General features: G+C 40.1%; 14 protein-coding genes. 1 reads left to right on the forward strand and 13 read right to left on the reverse strand.

Features of this window, described 5'->3' with window-relative positions:
* Nucleotides 1-10 precede the first annotated feature (10 nt).
* The 13 genes from JYB62_RS18445 to JYB62_RS18505 form a co-directional block, all read right to left on the reverse strand.
* Nucleotides 11-1,162, reverse strand: coding sequence for a 3-dehydroquinate synthase (locus JYB62_RS18445; protein WP_205646872.1), 1,152 nt, complete (start codon nucleotides 1,160-1,162; stop codon nucleotides 11-13).
* A gap of 74 nt (nucleotides 1,163-1,236) precedes the next feature.
* The gene (eboC, locus tag JYB62_RS18450) at nucleotides 1,237-2,145 is read right to left on the reverse strand and encodes a UbiA-like protein EboC (protein WP_205646873.1); all 909 of its coding nucleotides are present in this window, start codon (nucleotides 2,143-2,145) and stop codon (nucleotides 1,237-1,239) included.
* Between the two features lie 3 nt (nucleotides 2,146-2,148).
* Nucleotides 2,149-3,060 carry a TatD family hydrolase gene (locus JYB62_RS18455; RefSeq protein ID WP_205646874.1) on the reverse strand — a complete coding sequence of 304 codons (912 nt, stop codon included), beginning with the start codon at nucleotides 3,058-3,060 and terminating at the stop codon, nucleotides 2,149-2,151.
* 50 nt (nucleotides 3,061-3,110) lie between these two features.
* Nucleotides 3,111-4,007, reverse strand: a complete 897-nt coding sequence (locus JYB62_RS18460) for an EboA domain-containing protein (RefSeq protein WP_205646875.1) — start codon at nucleotides 4,005-4,007, stop codon at nucleotides 3,111-3,113.
* Nucleotides 4,008-4,227: 220 nt separating this feature from the next.
* Nucleotides 4,228-5,721 carry an arylsulfatase gene (locus JYB62_RS18465; RefSeq protein WP_205646876.1) on the reverse strand — a complete coding sequence of 498 codons (1,494 nt, stop codon included), beginning with the start codon at nucleotides 5,719-5,721 and terminating at the stop codon, nucleotides 4,228-4,230.
* An 84-nt stretch (nucleotides 5,722-5,805) separates the two neighbouring features.
* Nucleotides 5,806-6,969, reverse strand: coding sequence for a Gfo/Idh/MocA family protein (locus JYB62_RS18470; RefSeq protein ID WP_205646877.1), 1,164 nt, complete (start codon nucleotides 6,967-6,969; stop codon nucleotides 5,806-5,808).
* Between the two features lie 70 nt (nucleotides 6,970-7,039).
* The gene (locus JYB62_RS18475) at nucleotides 7,040-8,062 is read right to left on the reverse strand and encodes a sugar phosphate isomerase/epimerase family protein (protein WP_205646878.1); all 1,023 of its coding nucleotides are present in this window, start codon (nucleotides 8,060-8,062) and stop codon (nucleotides 7,040-7,042) included.
* Between the two features lie 60 nt (nucleotides 8,063-8,122).
* Nucleotides 8,123-9,334 carry a cupin domain-containing protein gene (locus JYB62_RS18480; protein WP_205646879.1) on the reverse strand — a complete coding sequence of 404 codons (1,212 nt, stop codon included), beginning with the start codon at nucleotides 9,332-9,334 and terminating at the stop codon, nucleotides 8,123-8,125.
* Between the two features lie 71 nt (nucleotides 9,335-9,405).
* Nucleotides 9,406-10,470, reverse strand: a complete 1,065-nt coding sequence (locus JYB62_RS18485) for an aldose 1-epimerase family protein (protein ID WP_205646880.1) — start codon at nucleotides 10,468-10,470, stop codon at nucleotides 9,406-9,408.
* Nucleotides 10,471-10,675: 205 nt separating this feature from the next.
* Nucleotides 10,676-11,458 carry a 3-keto-disaccharide hydrolase gene (locus JYB62_RS18490; protein WP_205646881.1) on the reverse strand — a complete coding sequence of 261 codons (783 nt, stop codon included), beginning with the start codon at nucleotides 11,456-11,458 and terminating at the stop codon, nucleotides 10,676-10,678.
* Nucleotides 11,459-11,460: 2 nt separating this feature from the next.
* Complete coding sequence (locus tag JYB62_RS18495; RefSeq protein ID WP_205646882.1) at nucleotides 11,461-14,136, reverse strand: c-type cytochrome; 2,676 nt, start codon at nucleotides 14,134-14,136, stop codon at nucleotides 11,461-11,463.
* A 171-nt stretch (nucleotides 14,137-14,307) separates the two neighbouring features.
* Nucleotides 14,308-15,819 (reverse strand): RagB/SusD family nutrient uptake outer membrane protein, encoded by a 1,512-nt coding sequence (locus JYB62_RS18500; RefSeq protein WP_205646883.1) that lies wholly within the window; start codon nucleotides 15,817-15,819, stop codon nucleotides 14,308-14,310.
* 40 nt (nucleotides 15,820-15,859) lie between these two features.
* The gene (locus tag JYB62_RS18505) at nucleotides 15,860-18,952 is read right to left on the reverse strand and encodes a SusC/RagA family TonB-linked outer membrane protein (protein WP_205646884.1); all 3,093 of its coding nucleotides are present in this window, start codon (nucleotides 18,950-18,952) and stop codon (nucleotides 15,860-15,862) included.
* A 494-nt stretch (nucleotides 18,953-19,446) separates the two neighbouring features.
* Between JYB62_RS18505 and JYB62_RS18510 the strand changes: the two genes are divergently transcribed.
* Nucleotides 19,447-20,591: class II aldolase (locus JYB62_RS18510; RefSeq protein ID WP_205646885.1), on the forward strand; the 1,145-nt coding region annotated here is incomplete at its 3' end.

A 20,591-nucleotide genomic window follows, 5' to 3' on the forward strand; every position in this document is an offset into this window, starting at 1 on the left:
AAATGCAAAATCAATTAGTAATCAACCGGTCCGCTTGAAAGGCTTTCAATTTTTCCACAGCCGCAATAATTAGCGTTTGATCCATTTCATGAACCTCTTCTCCTCGACCAAGCTTGGACAATAACATAATGGTTAATTCTCCACCTAAATGCTCTCTAAACTCTTCCAATCCCTTCAACAACATATCACCAGAAAGTACTTCATTGTATAGATGGAACCCTAATCTTGAAAGTACCGAGACAATCCTTTGAAGTTCTTCTTCAGTAATCATCCCCTTTAAGAAGGAATAGGTAGAATCCAATGCGATCCCCATCGCTACAGCCTCTCCATGTCGGATTTCATAACCCGAAAGGTGCTCCATTTTATGGGCGGCCCAGTGGCCAAAATCCAATGGTCTGGAAGAACCCATTTCAAAAGGATCTTTTCCCGCAATATGATCTAAATGCATTTGGGCACATCTCACAATCAATTCTTGCATGGGTTCTATTTCTCTATTCGCTAGAGAAATTGCGTGATCCTCTATCCATTCAAAAAAATCCAAATCCTTAATCAATGCTACTTTGATCGCTTCGGAAATTCCGGATCTCCAATCTCTTTCATCCAATGTTTCTAAGAAATTGAAATCGTTTAACACGGCAAAAGGAGGTGCAAAAGTGCCCAAGTAATTCTTTTTACCAAATGAATTAATTCCATTTTTAACCCCCACTGCAGAGTCATTCTGTGAAAGGACGGTAGTAGGGATTCGGATTAACCTAATGCCTCTATGAGAGATGGCCGCAGCAAAACCAACCATATCCAATACTGCCCCTCCCCCTATCGCAACGATGTAAGAATGTCGGTCAATACCATATAAATGGGTAGCCTCTACTATTTTTTCATAGTACTGAAGGTCATTTTTGGAAGCTTCACCCCCTGGAACAATCAGTGGTTCGGCACATAATTTAAACTGAGCAGTATGTGCATCGGCATATTCCTTGATTTGATCCACTAAGCTAGGATGAGCTTTAGCTACTCCACTATCAACCACAAAATAGGCTTTCCCTCCTTTGCCATTGTCTAGCAAACCAGCCAAGGTATCATCTCCCTCATCAAATATGTTTTGAGAGAAAATCACCGGATAGGTATAAGGTACCGCAAATGATTGTTCTATTATTCTTTTCATCAATTACTCAATCTAAAACAGGGGCAAAAGGTTCTTTCGGCCTGCAATTTATTGCTTTAAGCATATTTTTTAGCTTAGGTCACTGCAAATTTTCTGGCCAGCCAAAGAGAAATTGGCAATAAGATTAATACCATTAAACCATATAACCATCCTGCAAATGCTGCAGACAGTGACGCATTTACTATTATCAATGAAATCACCGCGGCTTTGACTGCTTTCCCAATCAATTTTGGATCCTGTTTTTGAATGGCCTTTACCAAGGGTGGAAACACCATAAAAACAAATAGAACCACGAAAGGAATCACTTCCATAAGCTTCCCTCCAAAGCTATGAGCCAACAGAAGGATACCCGCTACTATCGCGATATACATAAATAAGCCCCCAAATAAGGCTTTTTTATTTTTCCCATGAACTTCTCCTCTACTGATCATGGTGATAGCCGATACAAATATCAATGGAATCAATCCTATAAAGGCATATTCAGAAACTAGTTCTGGAATCACGCTGATACCTAATAACAAGTTTCCTGCTCGGCACAGCCCCATATTGATAGGACCAAAAAAATGCTGATGCTTACCCCAATAATCATATAACACGGCACACAAGGCAACAGCAAATGCAATGATTGCTGAAGTCATACTGACCATTGCAGCGGCTAGTACTCCTATCACAAGAAGCAAAAATGCCATGGTAGCAGCACTTCTTATAGAGGCTCTTCCACTAGGGATGGGGCGCTCTGGTCTTTCTACTGCATCTAGATCGGCATCAAAAACGTCGTTAAAAGCTACCCCTCCTGCATAAAGTCCAATGGTAGACAACACCAACCAAGCTAATTCTATTAAATGACCACTTTCATTAGAAAAAGAAGTTAAATAAACGCCCATTCCAGCAATAGCAAAACCCGCCAAAATATCTGCTATGGCAGTGACCACATTGGCTGGCCTGGTAAGCTGCAAATGAGCAAATACCTTCGATGTATTCATGAATTAATTCTCCACACGATCGGCAGGCCCATCTACTCGGGGAACTTGGCCTCCTCTCAACACTGAATTTCCTGACATTTTCTTGGTCTGGTCTATTGGTTCAGCATTCAACCAATCCAATTCATCCATTTGACCACTCTGGGAATATGCTGTCAAAGCATTTTGATAACAGGTCAATCGAATGTGTTCTTCCGGTACTCCCATTTTACGCATCAATGCAGCAGTTTTTGGAACTGCCAATGGATCTGATATTCCCCAGTCAGCGGCAGAATCTACAATAATCCGTTCTGGCCCATATTGTTTTACAATGTCCACCATTCGCTCGCTTCCCATTTTGGTGTGTGGGTAAATGGTAAATGCAGCCCAATAGCCACGATCTAATACTTCTTTTACGGTCTCTTCATTATTATGATCCACAATCACCATATTTGGAGCCAAACCATGTTCCTCACTGACATCCATGCTTTTTGTGGTTCCTTTTTTCTTGTCACGGTGTGGAGTATGAATCATCACTGGAAGATCCATTTCTTTGGCTAGTTCTAATTGCAGTCTATAAAACTTATCTTCTGCTGCAGTTTGATCATCATAACCGATCTCTCCAATTGCTACTACCCCTTGCTTGCCTGCATATAGTGGAAGTAGTTCCATCACCTGTTCTGCCAAAGGCTCGTTATTGGCCTCTTTTGAATTTAAACCAATCGTACAGTAATGTACAATTCCAAATTGCTTGGCTCTGAAACGTTCCCACCCAACTAAACTGCTGAAATAATCTTTAAAACTAGCAGCTTCGGTGCGGGGTTGACCTAACCAAAAGGCAGGCTCTATGATCGCCACAATGCCTGCTTTTCGCATTGCTTCGTAGTCATCAGTTGTTCTGGACGTAACGTGTATATGTGGATCAATAAACATTTCCATGTCTGGTAAATTTGGGGTTCTCTACTAATTTTTTATGCTTCTTAAAAGATTTAAGCTAAAGCCATTGCTTCTTCGCCTATCCAATCCCAATTAAGCTTTCCTGATTCTATTTCGTTTTCAATTTCGCCATTCTTTTCCAAAAGGCTTTTAGCCTCAGGAAAATCCGACATACTACATGCCAATAAAGCCGCCCTTTTTTCTAATTCGCTGCCTTCTTCTACCACTTTCTTAAGGTCCTCAATATTTTTTGAATTAATAAAAGGACCTACAAACCTCCACAATTCAGGAATTACATTTCTCCCTGCAGACCATCTTTCATGAGCAAAATCGATGATAATATCAGCCAGCTCTTGGTTAGCTCGTGCTTCTGCATGCTGGATTTTGAACAGAGGGCGTTGCATAAAAATGGCTTTCACAACCATTTGATTCCAGGCGCTCTCATCGAAGTAGGTAGATGGATAAGGATTATTTAATGCCACTGCATCAAACACGGAAGTGATATTGGTCCTCAAACCTTCCCTGGCTCTACCAATCATTTCTTCTGCAAAAGGCATAATCGGCAATGCCGAGTACAAGGCCTCAATTTCAAGCATATCTCCTGTTTCAAATAGCTTTTGAAGGGTACTCTTCCAAGAAGCTGAATCAGCTGCTGGATATTGAAGTAGTAAATAAACTCTTGACGCCTGAAGTTGGCTCCATAAATCCATCCTTAGGCCCGCACATAAAGCTTGGGATTCGTGAAACTGATCCACGCTAAGTTTAAAAGGAATACTTTTAAAATATCTAGAAGCCTGACTAAAGGCCATAAAAAAATCCATTTCCTTTTCGGACAATAGAATTTTCTCTCTTTTTTGAGCTAACCAAACAATCGATTTCTCAGCAACTTGGTCACTTAGAGCCGAAAGTATGATCGTGGCAATTGGGTTTACTTGATTTGAGATAGACATATCGAATGGTATATTTCGAACGGTTAATCGAGGTCATTAAAGGTAAGGCAATATTCTAATTTTTTGAGGAAGGAATAACACCAGCGGTCAAAAAAGGGCTGTTTTTCAAGGGAAAATGAGAAAAATCATATTTCTTAAAGCCACATTTTTCAATTGCATCACCTCCTCTTTTATATACTTTTCAACGATATAAAAACTAGATCCTTTACAAAATAATTCATCATTCCTCAGAAGACTCCTTCTCACTTCTGTAAAAAGAAAATATAGGGTTTTGGATATGGGATGAACTCATCAAGCTTTGTAACTCCTGAGCTTTTTCGGGAAACTCATTTGCGATGTTATTAGTTTCTCCAGGATCCTTACTTAAATCATATAATTCCAAAATAGGCTGATCACTTTTAAATACTTCTAGTTTCACAGCTTTCCAGTTGCCTTGTCTAACTGCTTGTTTTCCTCCCTGCTCATGAAATTCCCAGTACAAATACTCATGTTCTTGCTGCTCTCCTTCTCCCACCAAGGTAGGATAGAATGAAATCCCATCGATTACCGAAGATATCTTCGCCCCCGCTACCTCAGCAAAAGTGGGAAGCAAATCCCAAAATGCAGCCACATGGCCAGTGGTAGTTCCTGCTTTGATCTTGTTCGGCCACCAGGCAATCATTGGAGCCCGAACTCCCCCTTCATATAAATCTCTCTTAAAACCTCTGAATTGTCCATTACTATCAAAAAACTCAGGATCCGCTCCTCCCTCTCGATGCGCACCATTATCTGAACTGAAAATAATTAGCGTATTATCTGAAAGACCATTCTCTTCCAACTTATCTATGACCTCACCCACATAACGATCAATCCTTTCTACCATTGCTGCAAAAGTTGCATGAGGATAAGGTTGAGACTGGTACCCTGGAATACGCATATCAGGACCATAATCAGCACCTTTACCCCCTACATAAGGTTCTTCATTTGGAAACATCTTTTTGTATTTAGCCATTAACTCGTCATCAGGGGCAGCGAGTTCTGCATGAGGAGTTACAATAGGCATAAAAAGAAAAAACGGTTTCTCCGCATTTTGATCTATAAACTCCAGAGTCTTCTCCTGAATAATATCCGGTGCGTAATCCCCAGTAGTAGTCCAATCATTACCTGGCAAATCAATTTTTTGATCATTATGCCATAAATAAGCAGGGTAATAACGGTGCGCATATCGTTGGCAATTGTACCCAAAAAACTCATCAAACCCTTGGTTCACTGGCTCTCCTGTCGATCCTATAAATCCTAAGCCCCATTTTCCAAAAGCACCAGTGACATAACCTGCTTGTTGCATGGCTTTACCAACCGTCATTACAGAATCGGGCATTGGAAACTGACCTTCAGGCTGCACCTCTGAATTACCTCTAATGGGGGTATGTCCTGTATGCAAACCAGTCAAAAAAGAAGATCTCGAAGGAGCACAAACTGTGGAACCTGAATAAAAATCAGTAAAGAACATTCCTTCTTTTGCCAGCCGGTCAATATTAGGGGTTTCAATGTATTGTTGCCCCAAGAACCCCAAGTCTCCATAACCTAAATCATCAGCAAGGATAAAAATGATATTGGTCTTTTTTTTAGCTACTGCTTCATCCTTATTCGTTGGAGACTCGCATCCGAAAAAAAGTAGGGAAGCAATCGGTAAAAAAAAAGCAAATTTGGTGGTGAAAAAGAGTTTCTTTGTCATGTACGGGTTATTTAATTTTCTATAAAAAAGCTCAACCAAGGATAACTTGATTGAGCCAATAGATTTGAATCGAATTTAAGAAAATTATTTTTCAGTCCATTCAACACCTGTGTCTTTCCATGCTTTCTCATTCGCAGAGTTTATCACTGCCTCACATACTTTTTGAGTCTCAAAAGCATCTTTAAAAGTAGGGTGGCATTCTGTACCCTCATCTAAGCTTTTAAAGAAGTCAGCTACTTGATGAATAAACGAATGCTCGTACCCAATGGAAGTTCCTGGAATCCACCATCTATCCATGTAAGGATGATCTCCATCCGTCACGTGAATTGACCTCCATCCTCTTACTTGTCCTTCATCATCGTGATCAAAATACTCCAATCTTGTCAGATCATGAAGATCCCATCTGATGGAAGCATGCTCTCCATTGATTTCAAAAGTATAAAGCGCCTTGTGACCTCTTGCATATCGAGTAGCTTCAAAAAGTCCCAAAGATCCATTATCAAAATGGCAGTGGAAAATACAAGCATCATCAATGGTTACTTCTTTCTTCTCACCTGTACCTTGATGTACCCGCTCTTTGATAAAGGTTTCTGTCATGGCAGAGACATCTTTGATTCCACCATTGATCCACATAGCTGTATCAACACAGTGTGCCAATAGATCACCGGTCACACCCGAACCTGCAGCTTCTGCATCTAGTCTCCATAATGCATCTCCTCCCTGTGGTAAATCAGGGCTGATAGTCCAATCCTGAAGAAAGTTTGCTCTGTAATGGAAAATTTTTCCAAGCTTCCCTGAAGCAACAATCTGCTTTGCTAGGGTAACTGCAGGAATTCTTCTGTAATTATACCAAACCGTATTTTGAACTCCAGCTTCTTCTATAGCATCTACCATTTTCTTTGCTTCTTCCACTGTTCTTGCCAACGGCTTTTCACAAAGAATCATTTTTCCTGCTTTAGCAGCTGCAATGGCGATTTCGGCATGCATATCATTAGGAGTACAAATATCCACTGCATCGATATCGTCTCTTTCCAATAATTTTCTCCAATCGGTTTCTACCGACTTATAGCCCCACTGTTCTGCAAATGCTTCCACCTTTTCCTTTCTTCTGGAACAAGCAGCCTGCAAAACTGGTCTATGCTCATATTCTGGGAAGAAGTCTGCCAATCGTTTATAGCCGTTGGTATGGATTCGACCCATCAAACCTGTTCCGATTAATCCTATTCGTATATATTTTTTTTCGCTCATTGTTTTTAAATCTATTATTGAAAATTGAAAAAGAGGGTGAACTACACCTCTTGATTATTGGCTTAATAATTTATTCTGACCATCCGTGAGCCTCTCTCACTTTGATCATCGCCGCCAAAATATCATTCCATGTCTGTTGATTTTCCATTACTGAATTCGGGAACATACAGCCATCCCAACAGATATGCTTAAAGGCTTTCGTTAAATTTCCATTTTCATCTCTCAACCAATATCCTGCATCATGGGTAATATCCAACAAACCATTTGGATCTGTAGCTTGGCAGTGGCGTCCTGTTTTATCATGTGATCCAGAACCGAAAACACTTCCATCATTTTGAGCCACATGGAAATCAATTGTCCAAGGTCTTAACGCATCGGTCACTGTTTTCAGAGCTGTCTCAATAGCACCTCTATCTTTCAAATCTACATCCTTTGGTAAAATCCTATGTTCTGGAGCATTATACCCCAACGTGTAAAGGAAGGTATGGGACATATCAGCCTGGAAACCAATATTTGGTCTATCCACCATTTCCATCAATTCTACCATATGTTTCCAGCTGTGCATGGCTCCCCAACAAATCTCTCCTTCTGCAGCAAGCTTCTCACCAAACCCAGCAGCAATATCACATGCTTCTCTAAAAGTATCTGCAATTTGCTTAGTATTTCCTGCAGGGTCTTTAGCCCAAGCCTCCACAGAAGAAGCTGAATCTATTCGGATCACCCCATACTTTCTGACCCCCAAGTCATTGAGCTCTTTTCCGAATTCGCAGGATTTGCGAACCATTTCTAAAAATGTTTTTCGCTGTTCTTCTGTCCCCATAGCTGCTCCAGCCCAAATCGGCGCCACCATCGAACCTATATTCAAATTATATTTTGATACTTTATCTGCAACTTTCTTTGCCTCATCAGGAGCATCTAAATTGATATGTGGCTCAAGTAAACCAATATCTACTCCGTCAAATTTCACCCCATTGACTTCAGCAGCAGCTGTCATCTCCAAAAGCGAATCAAAAGGAATTACAGGTTCGGAGTCTGGGCCCTTTCCTACTAATCCAGGCCACGTTGCATTATGTAATTTCGGGAAATTATTCATAGTTAAAAGTGGGTTTTATGTTATTGCACTTGTTTATTAAACTCGACCTATAAGTTAGGATTACTCCACTACTTTAAGGTCAGGATTATCTGGTCCAAAATGTTTTAGCATGACGATCGGATCAGTCTTGGAATGGTTCGTAATTTTCACTCCTTCTTGAGCTGCCTTTTCTGAAACAAAATACTCATCATGGGTCAACTGCCCAAATCGAATCAATGCCGGAGTCTCAATATCCCAATTATTCATCTTACCATATCCTTGCATCATGATCATTCCATAAGCCGCTGAGTCTTTAATGGTCACAGTTTGTCCGGGGAAAATGGTTAATTCTTTTGCTGAATAATCATGAGAGCGGTAACAAATCCATTTATCATCGTAGCCTTCGGCATTCATAGTGGCACGGTCCTTCACAGGTATAGGCTCCATGTAATGGTTATCCATCAAATTAGGATTGACATTCAAATCCCAATCGATCATCTCCACTAAGAGGTCATAATCGCCCCATCTATCTTTTGGAGTGGCATTCCATAACAACTCATCGGGTATAATGGCTTCATTTACCAGTGATTGGTACATCGCAAAAATATCCGAAGCTTTTTGAGGTTCGTAGGTACATAAACTTCCAGGTGCATGAAGCATTCCAGGAGGAACATTCCATCCAGTTCCCGGCTCTAACTTAAAAGCCTGAGAGTAATTCGTGATTTTATTATCTCCTTTATTGAAGTTCTTCAGACATTCTAAAATGGTCTCTTTGGAAGTTCCTGGAGCAATACCGAAAAATGTATAAGGAAAATCACCCCCATGGTTATTGACTTGGGGAGGAAAATAATAAGCTTCTGGCTTACCATTTTGTCCAGTCAATTTCCCAAACTCATCACTCGGGTGTATATGGTGCGGTAAAGGCCCCATATTATCAAAAAACTTGGAATACATAGGCCAAGACTTGTACTTATCCCAAAGTCTTTCTCCTATGATCTGACCTCCTAATTCATTGATGGCATCTTTAAGCAAAAACAATTCTGTTTTTCCATTTTCTTCAAAAGCAATATGACTCAACCCTTCATTTTTGCTTGTCAACGGTCCATTCTCTGCTGGAGTAGTAGACGAAAACCAACGCTCGTCTATACCCCCTCTGGCTCCACCTAAGGCATAATAATCATCTGGGTGCAATTTGATTCTTCTACCAGGCACACAAAATGATCTGGGAACCCAAGTGGGAGTCAATCTTAATATTCCTTCTCCTTGTTCGAGCGCTTTCTTTGCTAAACTCATTTTTATAATTGGTTAACGGGTTATTGAGTAATTATATGTTAAAAATAGGGTACTACCCCTATTTTAATCTCCTATTTAAAATCGTTTACATCCTTTCCTGTAATTGCCTCCAAGATCAAATCATAAGACTTATATTCTCCAGGCTGCAACATAATCAATGTTTGATTTTTCTTTGCTTCAGCTTGACCTATAGGGGGATTGGTAGCAGGTTCCAAAGCTGTAACATATTCATTTTCTCCCCAATGTTGCCAATGGATTAACCAAGGCAATTGCTTTTTTGAAAACGATATTTTCAACCCCAATTGAAGGGCATCATTTGCATATCCGCATACTACCTGATCTGATTCTCCATTGGAAGGATTAATAAAAGCTACATCTTCTCCAAAGCCATCATGTTCCTTTAAAGGTGGGGCACATCTAGTAAATTGATACTTTTTATTAAAGTCAGTATTATTTTCGTCGCTGGCTTTTGGGATTATTTCTCCTTGCCAAACAATCCTCGTTCCATCATCGATCAAAGGCCATCCACAATTAATATGATATAATACCATATGTGGGGCCGGAGTATTTCCTTTATTTAGCACTGTATCGCTGATCCGTATCGCGGCTGAGCCCAACTCACCTGAGATAGTCCTGGTCAATTCCAAACTGGGACCAAAAGTGCTGGTTTCTGTAATTTTTCCGACTATCTCAAAAGAAAGATCATTTCTATACAAATCTGGTTGTTTAATGGAAATCAACTCAGCAGGAATGTTACTGAAGTTTCCATGTAAGCCTCTTTCACCAGTTTCATCTGAGTTGGGAGGCCCTGCATTAGACAATCCACATGTCGTCAATAATCCTCCACCAAAAGTCCGAAGCCAATCAATTCCCTTATTGGAAAAGGGTTGTGGCGAAACATGTCCTGAATGACTTATCCAGGCCAAACTACTCTCATTAAAAAAGCAGTCTAAAATATCCAACCCTCGATCTAGGACAACCTTATACCGGAGTCCTGAACCTGTATTAATCCATGCAATTCTCACTCCCCTTCCAGAACCATTGTCCAACACAGAAGTTTCAATTCCTCCAAGTTGCTGAGAATTAGAAATTTTCCGCTTCCAGTTATCTATTTGAGCTATTTCGGGTGAGTTCATAGGATTATTTAACACCATAATTTCCATTTCAAAGGCCTGTTTTCCATCCTGTAGTGTCAGGTTTTAAAAGTTAATCGTATCCTTCAGGTATACCAAGAAGGGATTGATTAATGGTCAAATACTTAGTTAAAAAAAAGGCACCGATCGGACGCTGTATTTCCAATCGGTGCTTTTAACATTAACAATTAATCTATTCCCAACCCTATTAATTCATTTTTATCATCAAATCTTTGTACTGGACTTTCATCGGTGGCCCTACATGAACTTGTACTCCCAAGTATCCTTTCGCAGAAAAATTGGCAGGATCCTCATCATGTACCTCACTCATCAGCACACCATTGACATAATGCTTCAACACATTGCCTTTCGCAACAATATGAATATCATTCCAGTCATTCGCTTTGATTTTGGTCTTTAACTCATCTCTATCCCCAATTTCCTCTATCACATTTAATCCTTTCCATGCATTTCTTTCCACATAATCTCTAAGATTTCCTGTTGGATTTTCTTGAGGAGTAATTTTAGTCTTTTGTCCACGATAAGCTAAAGTGGTTCTTTTTCTCTCTTCATAATTCTGACCAGTGTAATTAATCTTTCCATCAATATCGGCTTGATAACCTTTTAAAGCATAAGGAACATCAGGAACCATATCACTTCTGTAATTGATGCCCGAATTACCTGTTTCAGAAATTTTAAATTTAGCTTTCAACTCAAAGTCTCCCGGCTGACCATCTTTCCAAATCAAAAATGTATTAGCCTTAAGTAAGGTTTCGGGAGTAATTACCCCCGTAATGGCCCCATCTTCCACCTTCCAGTAAGTCGGGTCACCATCCCATCCATTTAAGGTTTTTCCATCAAAAATTGACTTAAACTCACTTTGAGACTCAGAAGAGATTGGTTCTAATTTATCTGCAGGAATCATACTCAACAGTAGCCCTAAGGCCACTGCTGGTAATATTCCCATCACTAGATAATGTTTCTTTTTCATGATTAATCAGTATTTGACGCGGTTTCAGACCCTTTAAAGACCTCATGATCAGGATTACCTCCAGAGATCAAATAAGCCATCAGATCCTTCAACTCCTCTTCATTTAATCTATTGATCATACCTGGAAGCATAATAGATACCTCAGAAAGTTTGGTCTCTACCACAGTGGATTTAGGTACAGTTCGAATGCTTTCAGGAGCAAATGGATTTTGAGAAACATAGTAATTGTTCTCGTCTTCATTTGTCACCCTTCCTACTACAGAGTTTCCATCATTCAGAACTAATACAGTTGCTGCATATTGATCGGAAATCACATCACTAGGATTAATGGTTGAGTTCAATATATCCTTAGGAGAGAATCGAGTACCAAGCTGGGTAAGATCAGGACCAATAATTCCTCCTTCTCCCTGCATGGTATGACAAGATTGACATAGAGTAGCAGCATACATGGCTTTCCCTCTTACATAATCTCTTCCGGATAAATTTTCTACCAAAGGTTCTGCTTCCTCCAAAGTCCATCTTCTACCTGGACCTTCTGGTTGAACATCAGACTGAACAATATCATTTCCACTTCCAGTCAATAAAGCAGCTCCAGACATTTCATCATATTTCGCTTTTTCGGAAGAAGCGACATGGGAAAGTGCCATTTTTCTAGCTCGATCGATGAAACCAACATAGCTTCTACCACCTTTGTAGTTAAAGGCATTTCTGATCCAGGTAAAATATTTGTCGCGTAATTCAGGAGTCCAGCCTTTCTCTGCTCCTCCAAGTACTACCGCCAAATACGTTTGTTGAGCAGGTGGTACATTGGCAAGCATATTTGCGATATCCATACCATATTGAGGGTTTCTCATGATCAAATCAGAAGAAGAAGTTAATGTCTTCTGAAAATTTTCATCATCCTTAGCAGTCTCTAAAACCGCCAAGGTCTTACTTACAGCATCCTCTGCCCCAGTATACGTCAAAAGCTTGGCAAGCTCCCGGTCCAAATTATTATTTCCTGATGGATAGTGCGGATCTAAATAAGCAATCACCTTAGGAAAAGAAGCTTTGGAAGAATTTTCAAATCTAAAAAGTGTAAGCTCAATGGCTCTTAACAAATTCTGTTTCCCAGTTTCCGACAAATCTGAGTAATTGATACTGGTTAGTTTATCCAATAATGGAGTGGCCACACTTGGATTTCCGTGCCTCGCCAAAGCGATCGCCGCCTGAGTAGCGATAGTTGGATTTTCTTCTGCAAATACCATGGATTGCCATTCTGAAACGGGTTGATGTTCCACTGCGATTCTTGCTGCATATTGAATGAACCGATCTTCATGAGCTAAATAAGGCCATGCCTCATCTACAGCTCCAGCTTTAGGACCACCAGCATGATAGGTTTCAAGTTTTCTTCTAATCTCGTGCTCTTCAGTTAAGGTCTGCTTGGTTGAAGATCCTGGAGCTTCATCTCCATTATAATACACTCTGTACAGATCGGACTCTAACCTTCTACCACCTGTCAAAAAATACATCGCACCATCTGGACCAAATTCTCCATCAGTAAGCGGAAGTGGAGATCCAGAAATAAATTCTTCCCCTGTTGCAGCATAAGAAGCCCCTTCAGGAGTCAAAGTAGTCGCATAGATGATACCAAAACTCCAATCAAAAGTATATAATGCTTTTTTGTATTTATCAGGGAAATTGGAATTGGTACCAAACATGACATTGGTTGGAGATCCTTGTCCAATATTCAAAGCAGCTGGTAAATTATCCGGATAGTTTGGAGACCATTTTTGGTTTCCGGTTCTCCACCCAAACTCTGATCCACTAGGAACATAACAGATTCTGGTAGGTCTATACCAAGGCATTCCAAAATCCCATTCCATGTCTGAATCATAGGTAAACAAATCACCATTTTCGTTGAAAGCTATATCAAACTCATTTCTGAATCCGGCTGCAACCAACTCCCAGGATTTACCTTCTGGATCTGTTTTGGCAATCCATCCTCCTGGAGCCATTCTATCATTGGCATGTCCTCTTGGGTCTTTGATTTCAGGAAATAAATTATCTCTATCCCAAGCTTTGGGTAAGCGGTAAGAGTCCATTTCAGGAACATCCACATGGTTACCTGCTGAAATATAGATGGACTTTCCATCAGGGGACAATATCATACTATGAGGACCATGCTCTCCTGGTGATCCTTCCATAAGCTTAATTAAGGAAACTGTTTCATAGCGGTCATCTCCATCTAGGTCCTGAATTCTATACATACCAGTAGTCCTTTCGAACTCATCATTACCTCGGTGATTTACCATCACATAGACAGAGTTAAAGGCGTATAGCAAACCTTGAGCATACCCCATTCCCAGTTTTTGATCCGTTTGATCTCCAACTACCAATTTTTCAATTTTGGGTGCAAGAGAGTCTGAGCCTATTGCTGGGATTTCAAGCCGATAAAGTGCACCATATTGATCCGCCGTAATCATTCTACCTTTATCATCAAAGGTCATTGCTACCCAAGATCCTTGATCATTTTCTCCAGGGCTATAAATATGTTCCGCTACAAACCCTGCTGGTAGCTTTAATTTTGCGACCTTTGGGTGAACGGGCTTTTTTTCTTCTTTTTTCGCACAAGATATTGTCCCAAAAACAATCAGGGAAAAGATCAAAATGCGAAATACATGTTTTTTGTGATTCATAGGATATAAGGGAATATTTTTGATTACTGATGTTTACTGAACTAAACAATGAACACAATTCCTAAGTATTTTGCACGAATAAATACAAGAGCGGCTAGATTTTAATTATAGCCCGCACAAAGCAAAATAAACTGCTTCATGCGGGCAATATTTCAATATTATATTTTTTTTTTAGAAATAAGGACTCAAGTCAGATTCTGCAGCTGGATAAGCGTAGAATTTACTCAAATTAGTAAAGGCATTGGATCTAGGTACAGCTCCTTCAATTGGTGGGTAATAATAATCCAATGGATTATTTATTATTCGCTGTCCATATGGTCTAATAATCTCTTCAATTCTGTCTGTCCGCTGGATATCAAACCATCTTTTATTTTCAAAAGCCAATTCCACTCTTCTTTCTTTGAAGATAGCTTCTCGCATTTCAGCTTGGCCAGAAGCCGTGCTTGGATCTAACCCTGCTCTATCTCTTATTTGATCAAGGTAAATTTTAGCTTCTCCTGGCTTACCTTGTTCGTTGAGAATTTCAGCCATAAACAATAAGACCTCCGCATAGCGATACACTACCCAGTTGGTTCCAGTATTATTATGTTGTGAATGCTGCTTAGCGTGCTTTTTGATATAAGGATATGTTTTGTCATCTCTAAAACTTCCAGATAAAAATACATAACCAATAGATGCATCTTCTCTCAAATCACCCTCTTCATAGGCAGCAATGATATCTGGAGTTGGAATATTGTTTCCCTCACCATCGATATTCTGAGGATTGCTTGTTCCCATGATCGGCTGCAATTCTGCCGCACTAATAGGTCTAGGCATAAACTGGTAAATAAAGTTACCGTTCAAACCTGCAGCTCCTTCCATAAATTGGACTTCAAATACAGATTCCGAATTGTTTTTATTTGATGAATTCCCAGGGAATGCCATCTCATAATCAGCCATTAAAGTGTATTCACCACTTGTTACCACAGGAGTCAGGATTTGCTCTGCCTCAGACCATTTCTTTTGGTTGATATATACATTGGCCAACAAAGTTCTAGCAGCACCTTCTGTTGCTCTTCCTGGCTCTTGCGCAGATTTCTTAGGTAACAATGGAACTGCAGCTTGTAAATCTTGCTCTATCTGTGCATAAACAGCTGCTTCTGGGGAAAGATCCAAAGCTGCTTCCTCTCTAGTAGCTACTGGAGTTAGGTGTAATGGAACACTTCCAAAATACCTAGCCAATTCAAAATAAGCATATGCTCTTAGAAACAGCGCTTGTCCCTTCACATTGTCCTTGGCAGCTTGGTTAAATTCGACCTCATCTATTAAGGCAAGAATTTGGTTTGTTCTTGCAATGATCAGATAATCCTGTCTCCATTGGTTCAATACATGGGTATTTGCCGAAGTCCCATTTGATTCAGGGATAGAGAAATCCGCAATATCCTCCTGATTATCCGTTGCTCCAAACAATATGTTTCTTGCATAATACGTGTTATCAGAGTGCATCTCCCCTAAAAGCCAAGCTCGATCATTAGTGATGGTTCTTAGCGGTACATAAGCTGCATTAATAGCCTGCTCAAAATCAGTTTGATTCTTAAAAAAGGTAGCCGAACTCAATTCTGTTTCAGGCACTACCGTTAGAAAATCTTCGCAGCCGGTCAATAAAATACATGCTACTGCAAAGCCTAATATATGTTTTTTCATTTTTTCTACAGTTTGATTTTTACTAATGAGATGAGATCAATCAAAAGGTGATGTTTACACCAAATGTGATTGTACGTGGAACAGGGTAACCTGCTAAGTCTACTCCTGGACTTAGGTTTCCACCATCTCCTTGACCATTGTTCTGCATACTAACCTCTGGGTTAGACCCTCCCCAATACTTGGTAAAAACCCACATATTTTGCCCGGAAGCATAAACACGTGCCGCCTTTATTGACTTAGGTAGATTTGTGAAGTTATATCCTACTGTGATGTTTCTAATGGTAAAGTAAGAAGCATCCCAAACGAAATTACTGTTTGGCCAGTCTCTCTCGATTCCTGTTACGTTACCACCACCGACAGTAGTTCCAAAAATTCCTTCACCTGGATTTTCTGGAGATCTGAAACGATCTGCAACTTTAGCAACCATATTAAATACCCCATCCAAATTGGCTGTAGAATAAAGGTGTCTCATGTACAACTGATTACCCTGAGAACCCGAAGCTACGATGCTAGCATCCCAATTTTTCCACTTGAAATTGTTGGTGAAACCATACACAAAATCAGGGAAAGGATTACCGATAATAGTTCGATCATCGTTATCACCTCCAAACGTAATTACACCATCCCCATTGATATCTTCCAGTTTAATACTACCAACCGTTGATCTTCCTGGGATTACTGGTGAATTTGCTAAGTCCTCTGCGTTGGCATAATTACCTAGTTTATTTAATCCATAAAACTGTCCAAATGGCTGTCCCACTTGGGTGATATGTGCAAAACCATAAACTCGGTCAATTCCATCAGCTAATTCCAACACCTCATTTCTATTAACGGATAAGTTCGCATTAACACTCCATCTGAATGTTCCTGGGGCAATAACTGCGTTCACTGTAAATTCATGTCCCCAGAATTTAATTTCTCCAATATTATCGTTGAAGTTTCTGAAGCCAGATTCTTGAGGCACCTGAACTGCATACAATAGATTTGTAGTATTCTTGGTATAATAATCATATCCAAAAGTCACTCGGTCATCCCATAAACCTAAATCAAATCCAATATCTAATTGAGAAGTAGTTTCCCATCCCAAATTGGTATTGCTTAGCGATGTAACGGCCGCACCAGGGACTACATTACTACCAAAAGCAGCATTAATGGTATTATTCACCAAGGCATACTGGGTATAATTACCAATATTATTATTACCTGTTACCCCATAACTTGCTCTCAATTTCAGAAAAGAGACGGATGAACTTGTGTTTAAAAACTCTTCGTCAGAAATCACCCAACCAACCGAAGTGGATGGGAATATACCCCAACGATTATCAGCCCCGAATCTTGAAGAACCATCACCTCTTACTGCTGCAGTAAACAGGTACTTACCTTTAAAATTATAGGTCAATCTTGAGAAAATAGAGGTCAACGTCCATTCGTCCACATCAGAAATTGTTCCACCTCTGTTGATATTGATGGCACCTTGAATCGTAGGAAGTCGATCATCGGCATAGGTATCTGCTTGTATTCTTGTTCTGTCTCTTCTGAACTGTTGGTTAGAAAAACCAGCCAAAATCTCAAAATTATGATCTCCAATGTTATTAGCATAGGTCGCAATGTTTTCATTCAACCATGAAAAATCACGGAAATTATCCCTGATAGAAACTGCAACAGTTGGAATAGAAACGTTGATTCTATTCGTCGCAGTGGAAGGATTAAAGAAGAAATAATTTGAATTTCTAATTTCAGTATTGAAAGTAGACTTCAAGGAAAGTCCTTTAATCGGCCTCCATTCTGCATAAGTATTTGCCAAGATATTTACCCTCTTTGTCTGATTGGTAATCTCATCCGCAGAACGTAACCAGTTAGGATAAGCAAAGATATTTCCTGTTTCGGAAGGGAATCTATTGAAGAAGGTCAAATCTCCATTCTCATCATAAATATCCATCACTGGCCAAGTATGCAAGGCATTAAACAAAATACCAGTACCTCTGGAACCATCTGTTTGAGGCGTATTATCTACGATATAGCTTGGAGCCACATTCAACCCTATGGAAACCTTATCAGAAACAGTATAATCCGTATTCATTCTTAAGGAATATCTTTCGTAATCTGTATTTCTTACTACTCCTTTTTGATCGAACACCCCTGCTACAATTGCAGTATTCACTCGTTCTTTATTAGAGGTAATAGTTAAATTGTAATTAGTAATTGGAGCAGTTTCCAACATGGCTCCGTACCAATCATTAGTTTTACCTCTGAAATTAGATGGGTTTTGGAAAATAGCCGGTACAGGTTGACCTGCATCTTCGTAGTATTCCTTTTTGAACTGAGCAAACTCTTCAGCATTTAACATTTCAAGCCTGCCATTTTCAGGGACTTTCTGGAAACCTGTATAAACATTTAGGTTTACATTGGTTTGCCCTATTTTTCCTCTTTTAGTAGTTATCAATACCACCCCATTTGCTGCTCTAGATCCATATAACGAGGTTGAAGCCGCATCTTTCAAGATGGTAATATCCTGGATTTCATCAGGGTTAAGGGTGTTAATATCACCTGTAATTGGAAATCCATCCACTACATATAATGGATCGCTACCACCTGACACAGAAAGCTGACCACGGATCCTTACGTTCATCCCTTGGCCAGGCTTACCAGTTGTCTGGTTGATTTGGACCCCTGCTAATTTACCTTGTAACTTCTGTGCCGTAGTTGTAACCGGCATATCTTTCAATTCATCTTCACTGATAGTTTGAATAGCTCCAGTCACCTCTTTCTTGATCTGACTACCATAACCCACTACCACCACTTCTGAAAGGTCAGACATGGAGGTATTTATAGTGATATCATAGTTTGTCCGTCCGGACTGAACAGTTACTTCTTCTGGTGTATAACCAATAAAGCTGATTACTAAAACATTCCCAGTAGCTGCCGAAATACTAAAATTTCCATTTAAGTCCGTGACTGTTCCGACTTGAGTACCTTTGATCATAACGGTAGCTCCAGGCACGACTTCACCTGTTTCATCTTTCACGGTACCGGTCACATTTGTAGCCTGCGAATAGGCTGAAATGCTGGTTGAAAGAATAATAAAAAGAAGCAGTAAAAATCGCTTCTTTATTAATAAATAATTGTTTTTCATAGATATTGGGTTTTATGTTAACAAGCGGTAATTTCTACTAATTAACTTCTATTAACACCCAAACCTATCCTGTCGCATCCTGATTAAAATAATTTATTACAATAAAATAAAGACAGGACAGCACAGGACAGAAATGAAATAAAAACAATTTTATTATTAATTAATTTTTAACATTTTGTATTTAATAATAAACCAAACTATTCAATAAAAATATTATAAACAATCTTCAATTTAAGGAATTAAAAACTTTACAACCTCCTGTTTTTCAGCACATAAATTTTATTTCTTAAATTTTTAGATAGTTTATAAATTAATTTTAAACACATTATCCCACTTCTAAACCCAAATAAGACAGGTTTAAGCCTTTTATAAAATAAAAATACCTTATATAATATTTTTTTACCCCTCTAAATACAGTATAGAACAGGACAGCATACGATATATACCATATTAAATTGTTTTGCATGTTACATTATTGACAAAACCCAAAATACATGGCAACAAAAAAAAAATCATTTAAGTATGTCAGCTTTTTATGGGATGATAAAAAGGTTGCTGCTTTGGAAGGAAACGAAGTTGACCTATTAATCTATAGATCCAATATCCTGGGTGCAGACCTCCGTATCACCAACTACGGCGGGGGCAATACCAGCTGCAAAACTTTTGAAAAAGATCCGCTGACCAAGGAGTCCGTGGAAATCATGTGGGTCAAAGGATCCGGTGGGGATATCGGAACCCTCACCAAGGCCGGACTGGCAGGCCTTTATGTCGATAAACTCCGAGCATTGCAGGGTATCTACAGGGGTATTGAGTTTGAAGATGAAATGGTGGGGCTTTTCAACCACTGTATCTACGACCTGGACTCCAAAGCACCTTCCATCGACACCCCTTTGCATGCTTTTTTACCTTTCAAACACATTGATCACCTCCATCCTGATGCTGCAATTGCCATAGCCGCTTCCAAGGAAGGTGAGAAGATCACGCAGGAACTTTGGAACGGTCAGATCGCCTGGGTGCCTTGGCAGAAACCAGGATTCGATCTGGGACTCCAGTTGCAGCAGACACTGGCGGACAATCCAGGAATCCGGGGAATCATGCTCGGTGGACACGGTCTCTTCACTTGGGGAGACACGTCTTTTGAATGTTATATCAACAGCCTGGAAGTCATCGAAACCGCTTCCGCTTACCTGGAGGCCAATTACGGTAAAGACAGGCCTGTATTCGGCGGACAGAAAGTCACATCGCTTCCTGCAGAGCAACGTGCCTCACAGGCTGCCTTGCTGGCTCCCGTGCTGCGCGGACTGGCTTCATCCGAAAAGAAAATGGTCGGTACCTTCTCCGACACAGAGGTGGTACTGGAGTTCATCAATTCCAACGACCTGAACAAACTTGCCCCCATGGGCACCTCCTGTCCAGATCACTTCCTGCGTACCAAAATATCCCCTTTGGTGCTCGACATCCCGGCTGATGTAGACCTTTCCCATCCTTCCTCACTGAAGGCTGAACTGGAAGTGGAATTCCAGAAGTACCGGGAGATGTATGCCGATTACTATGAAAAACACAAGCATCCCAATTCCCCTGCCATGCGTGACCCCAATCCGGTCATCATCCTTTGGCCGGGTGTAGGTCTTTTCTCCTT

This window comes from Algoriphagus lutimaris, from assembly GCF_017051705.1.
Taxonomy (GTDB): domain Bacteria; phylum Bacteroidota; class Bacteroidia; order Cytophagales; family Cyclobacteriaceae; genus Algoriphagus; species Algoriphagus lutimaris.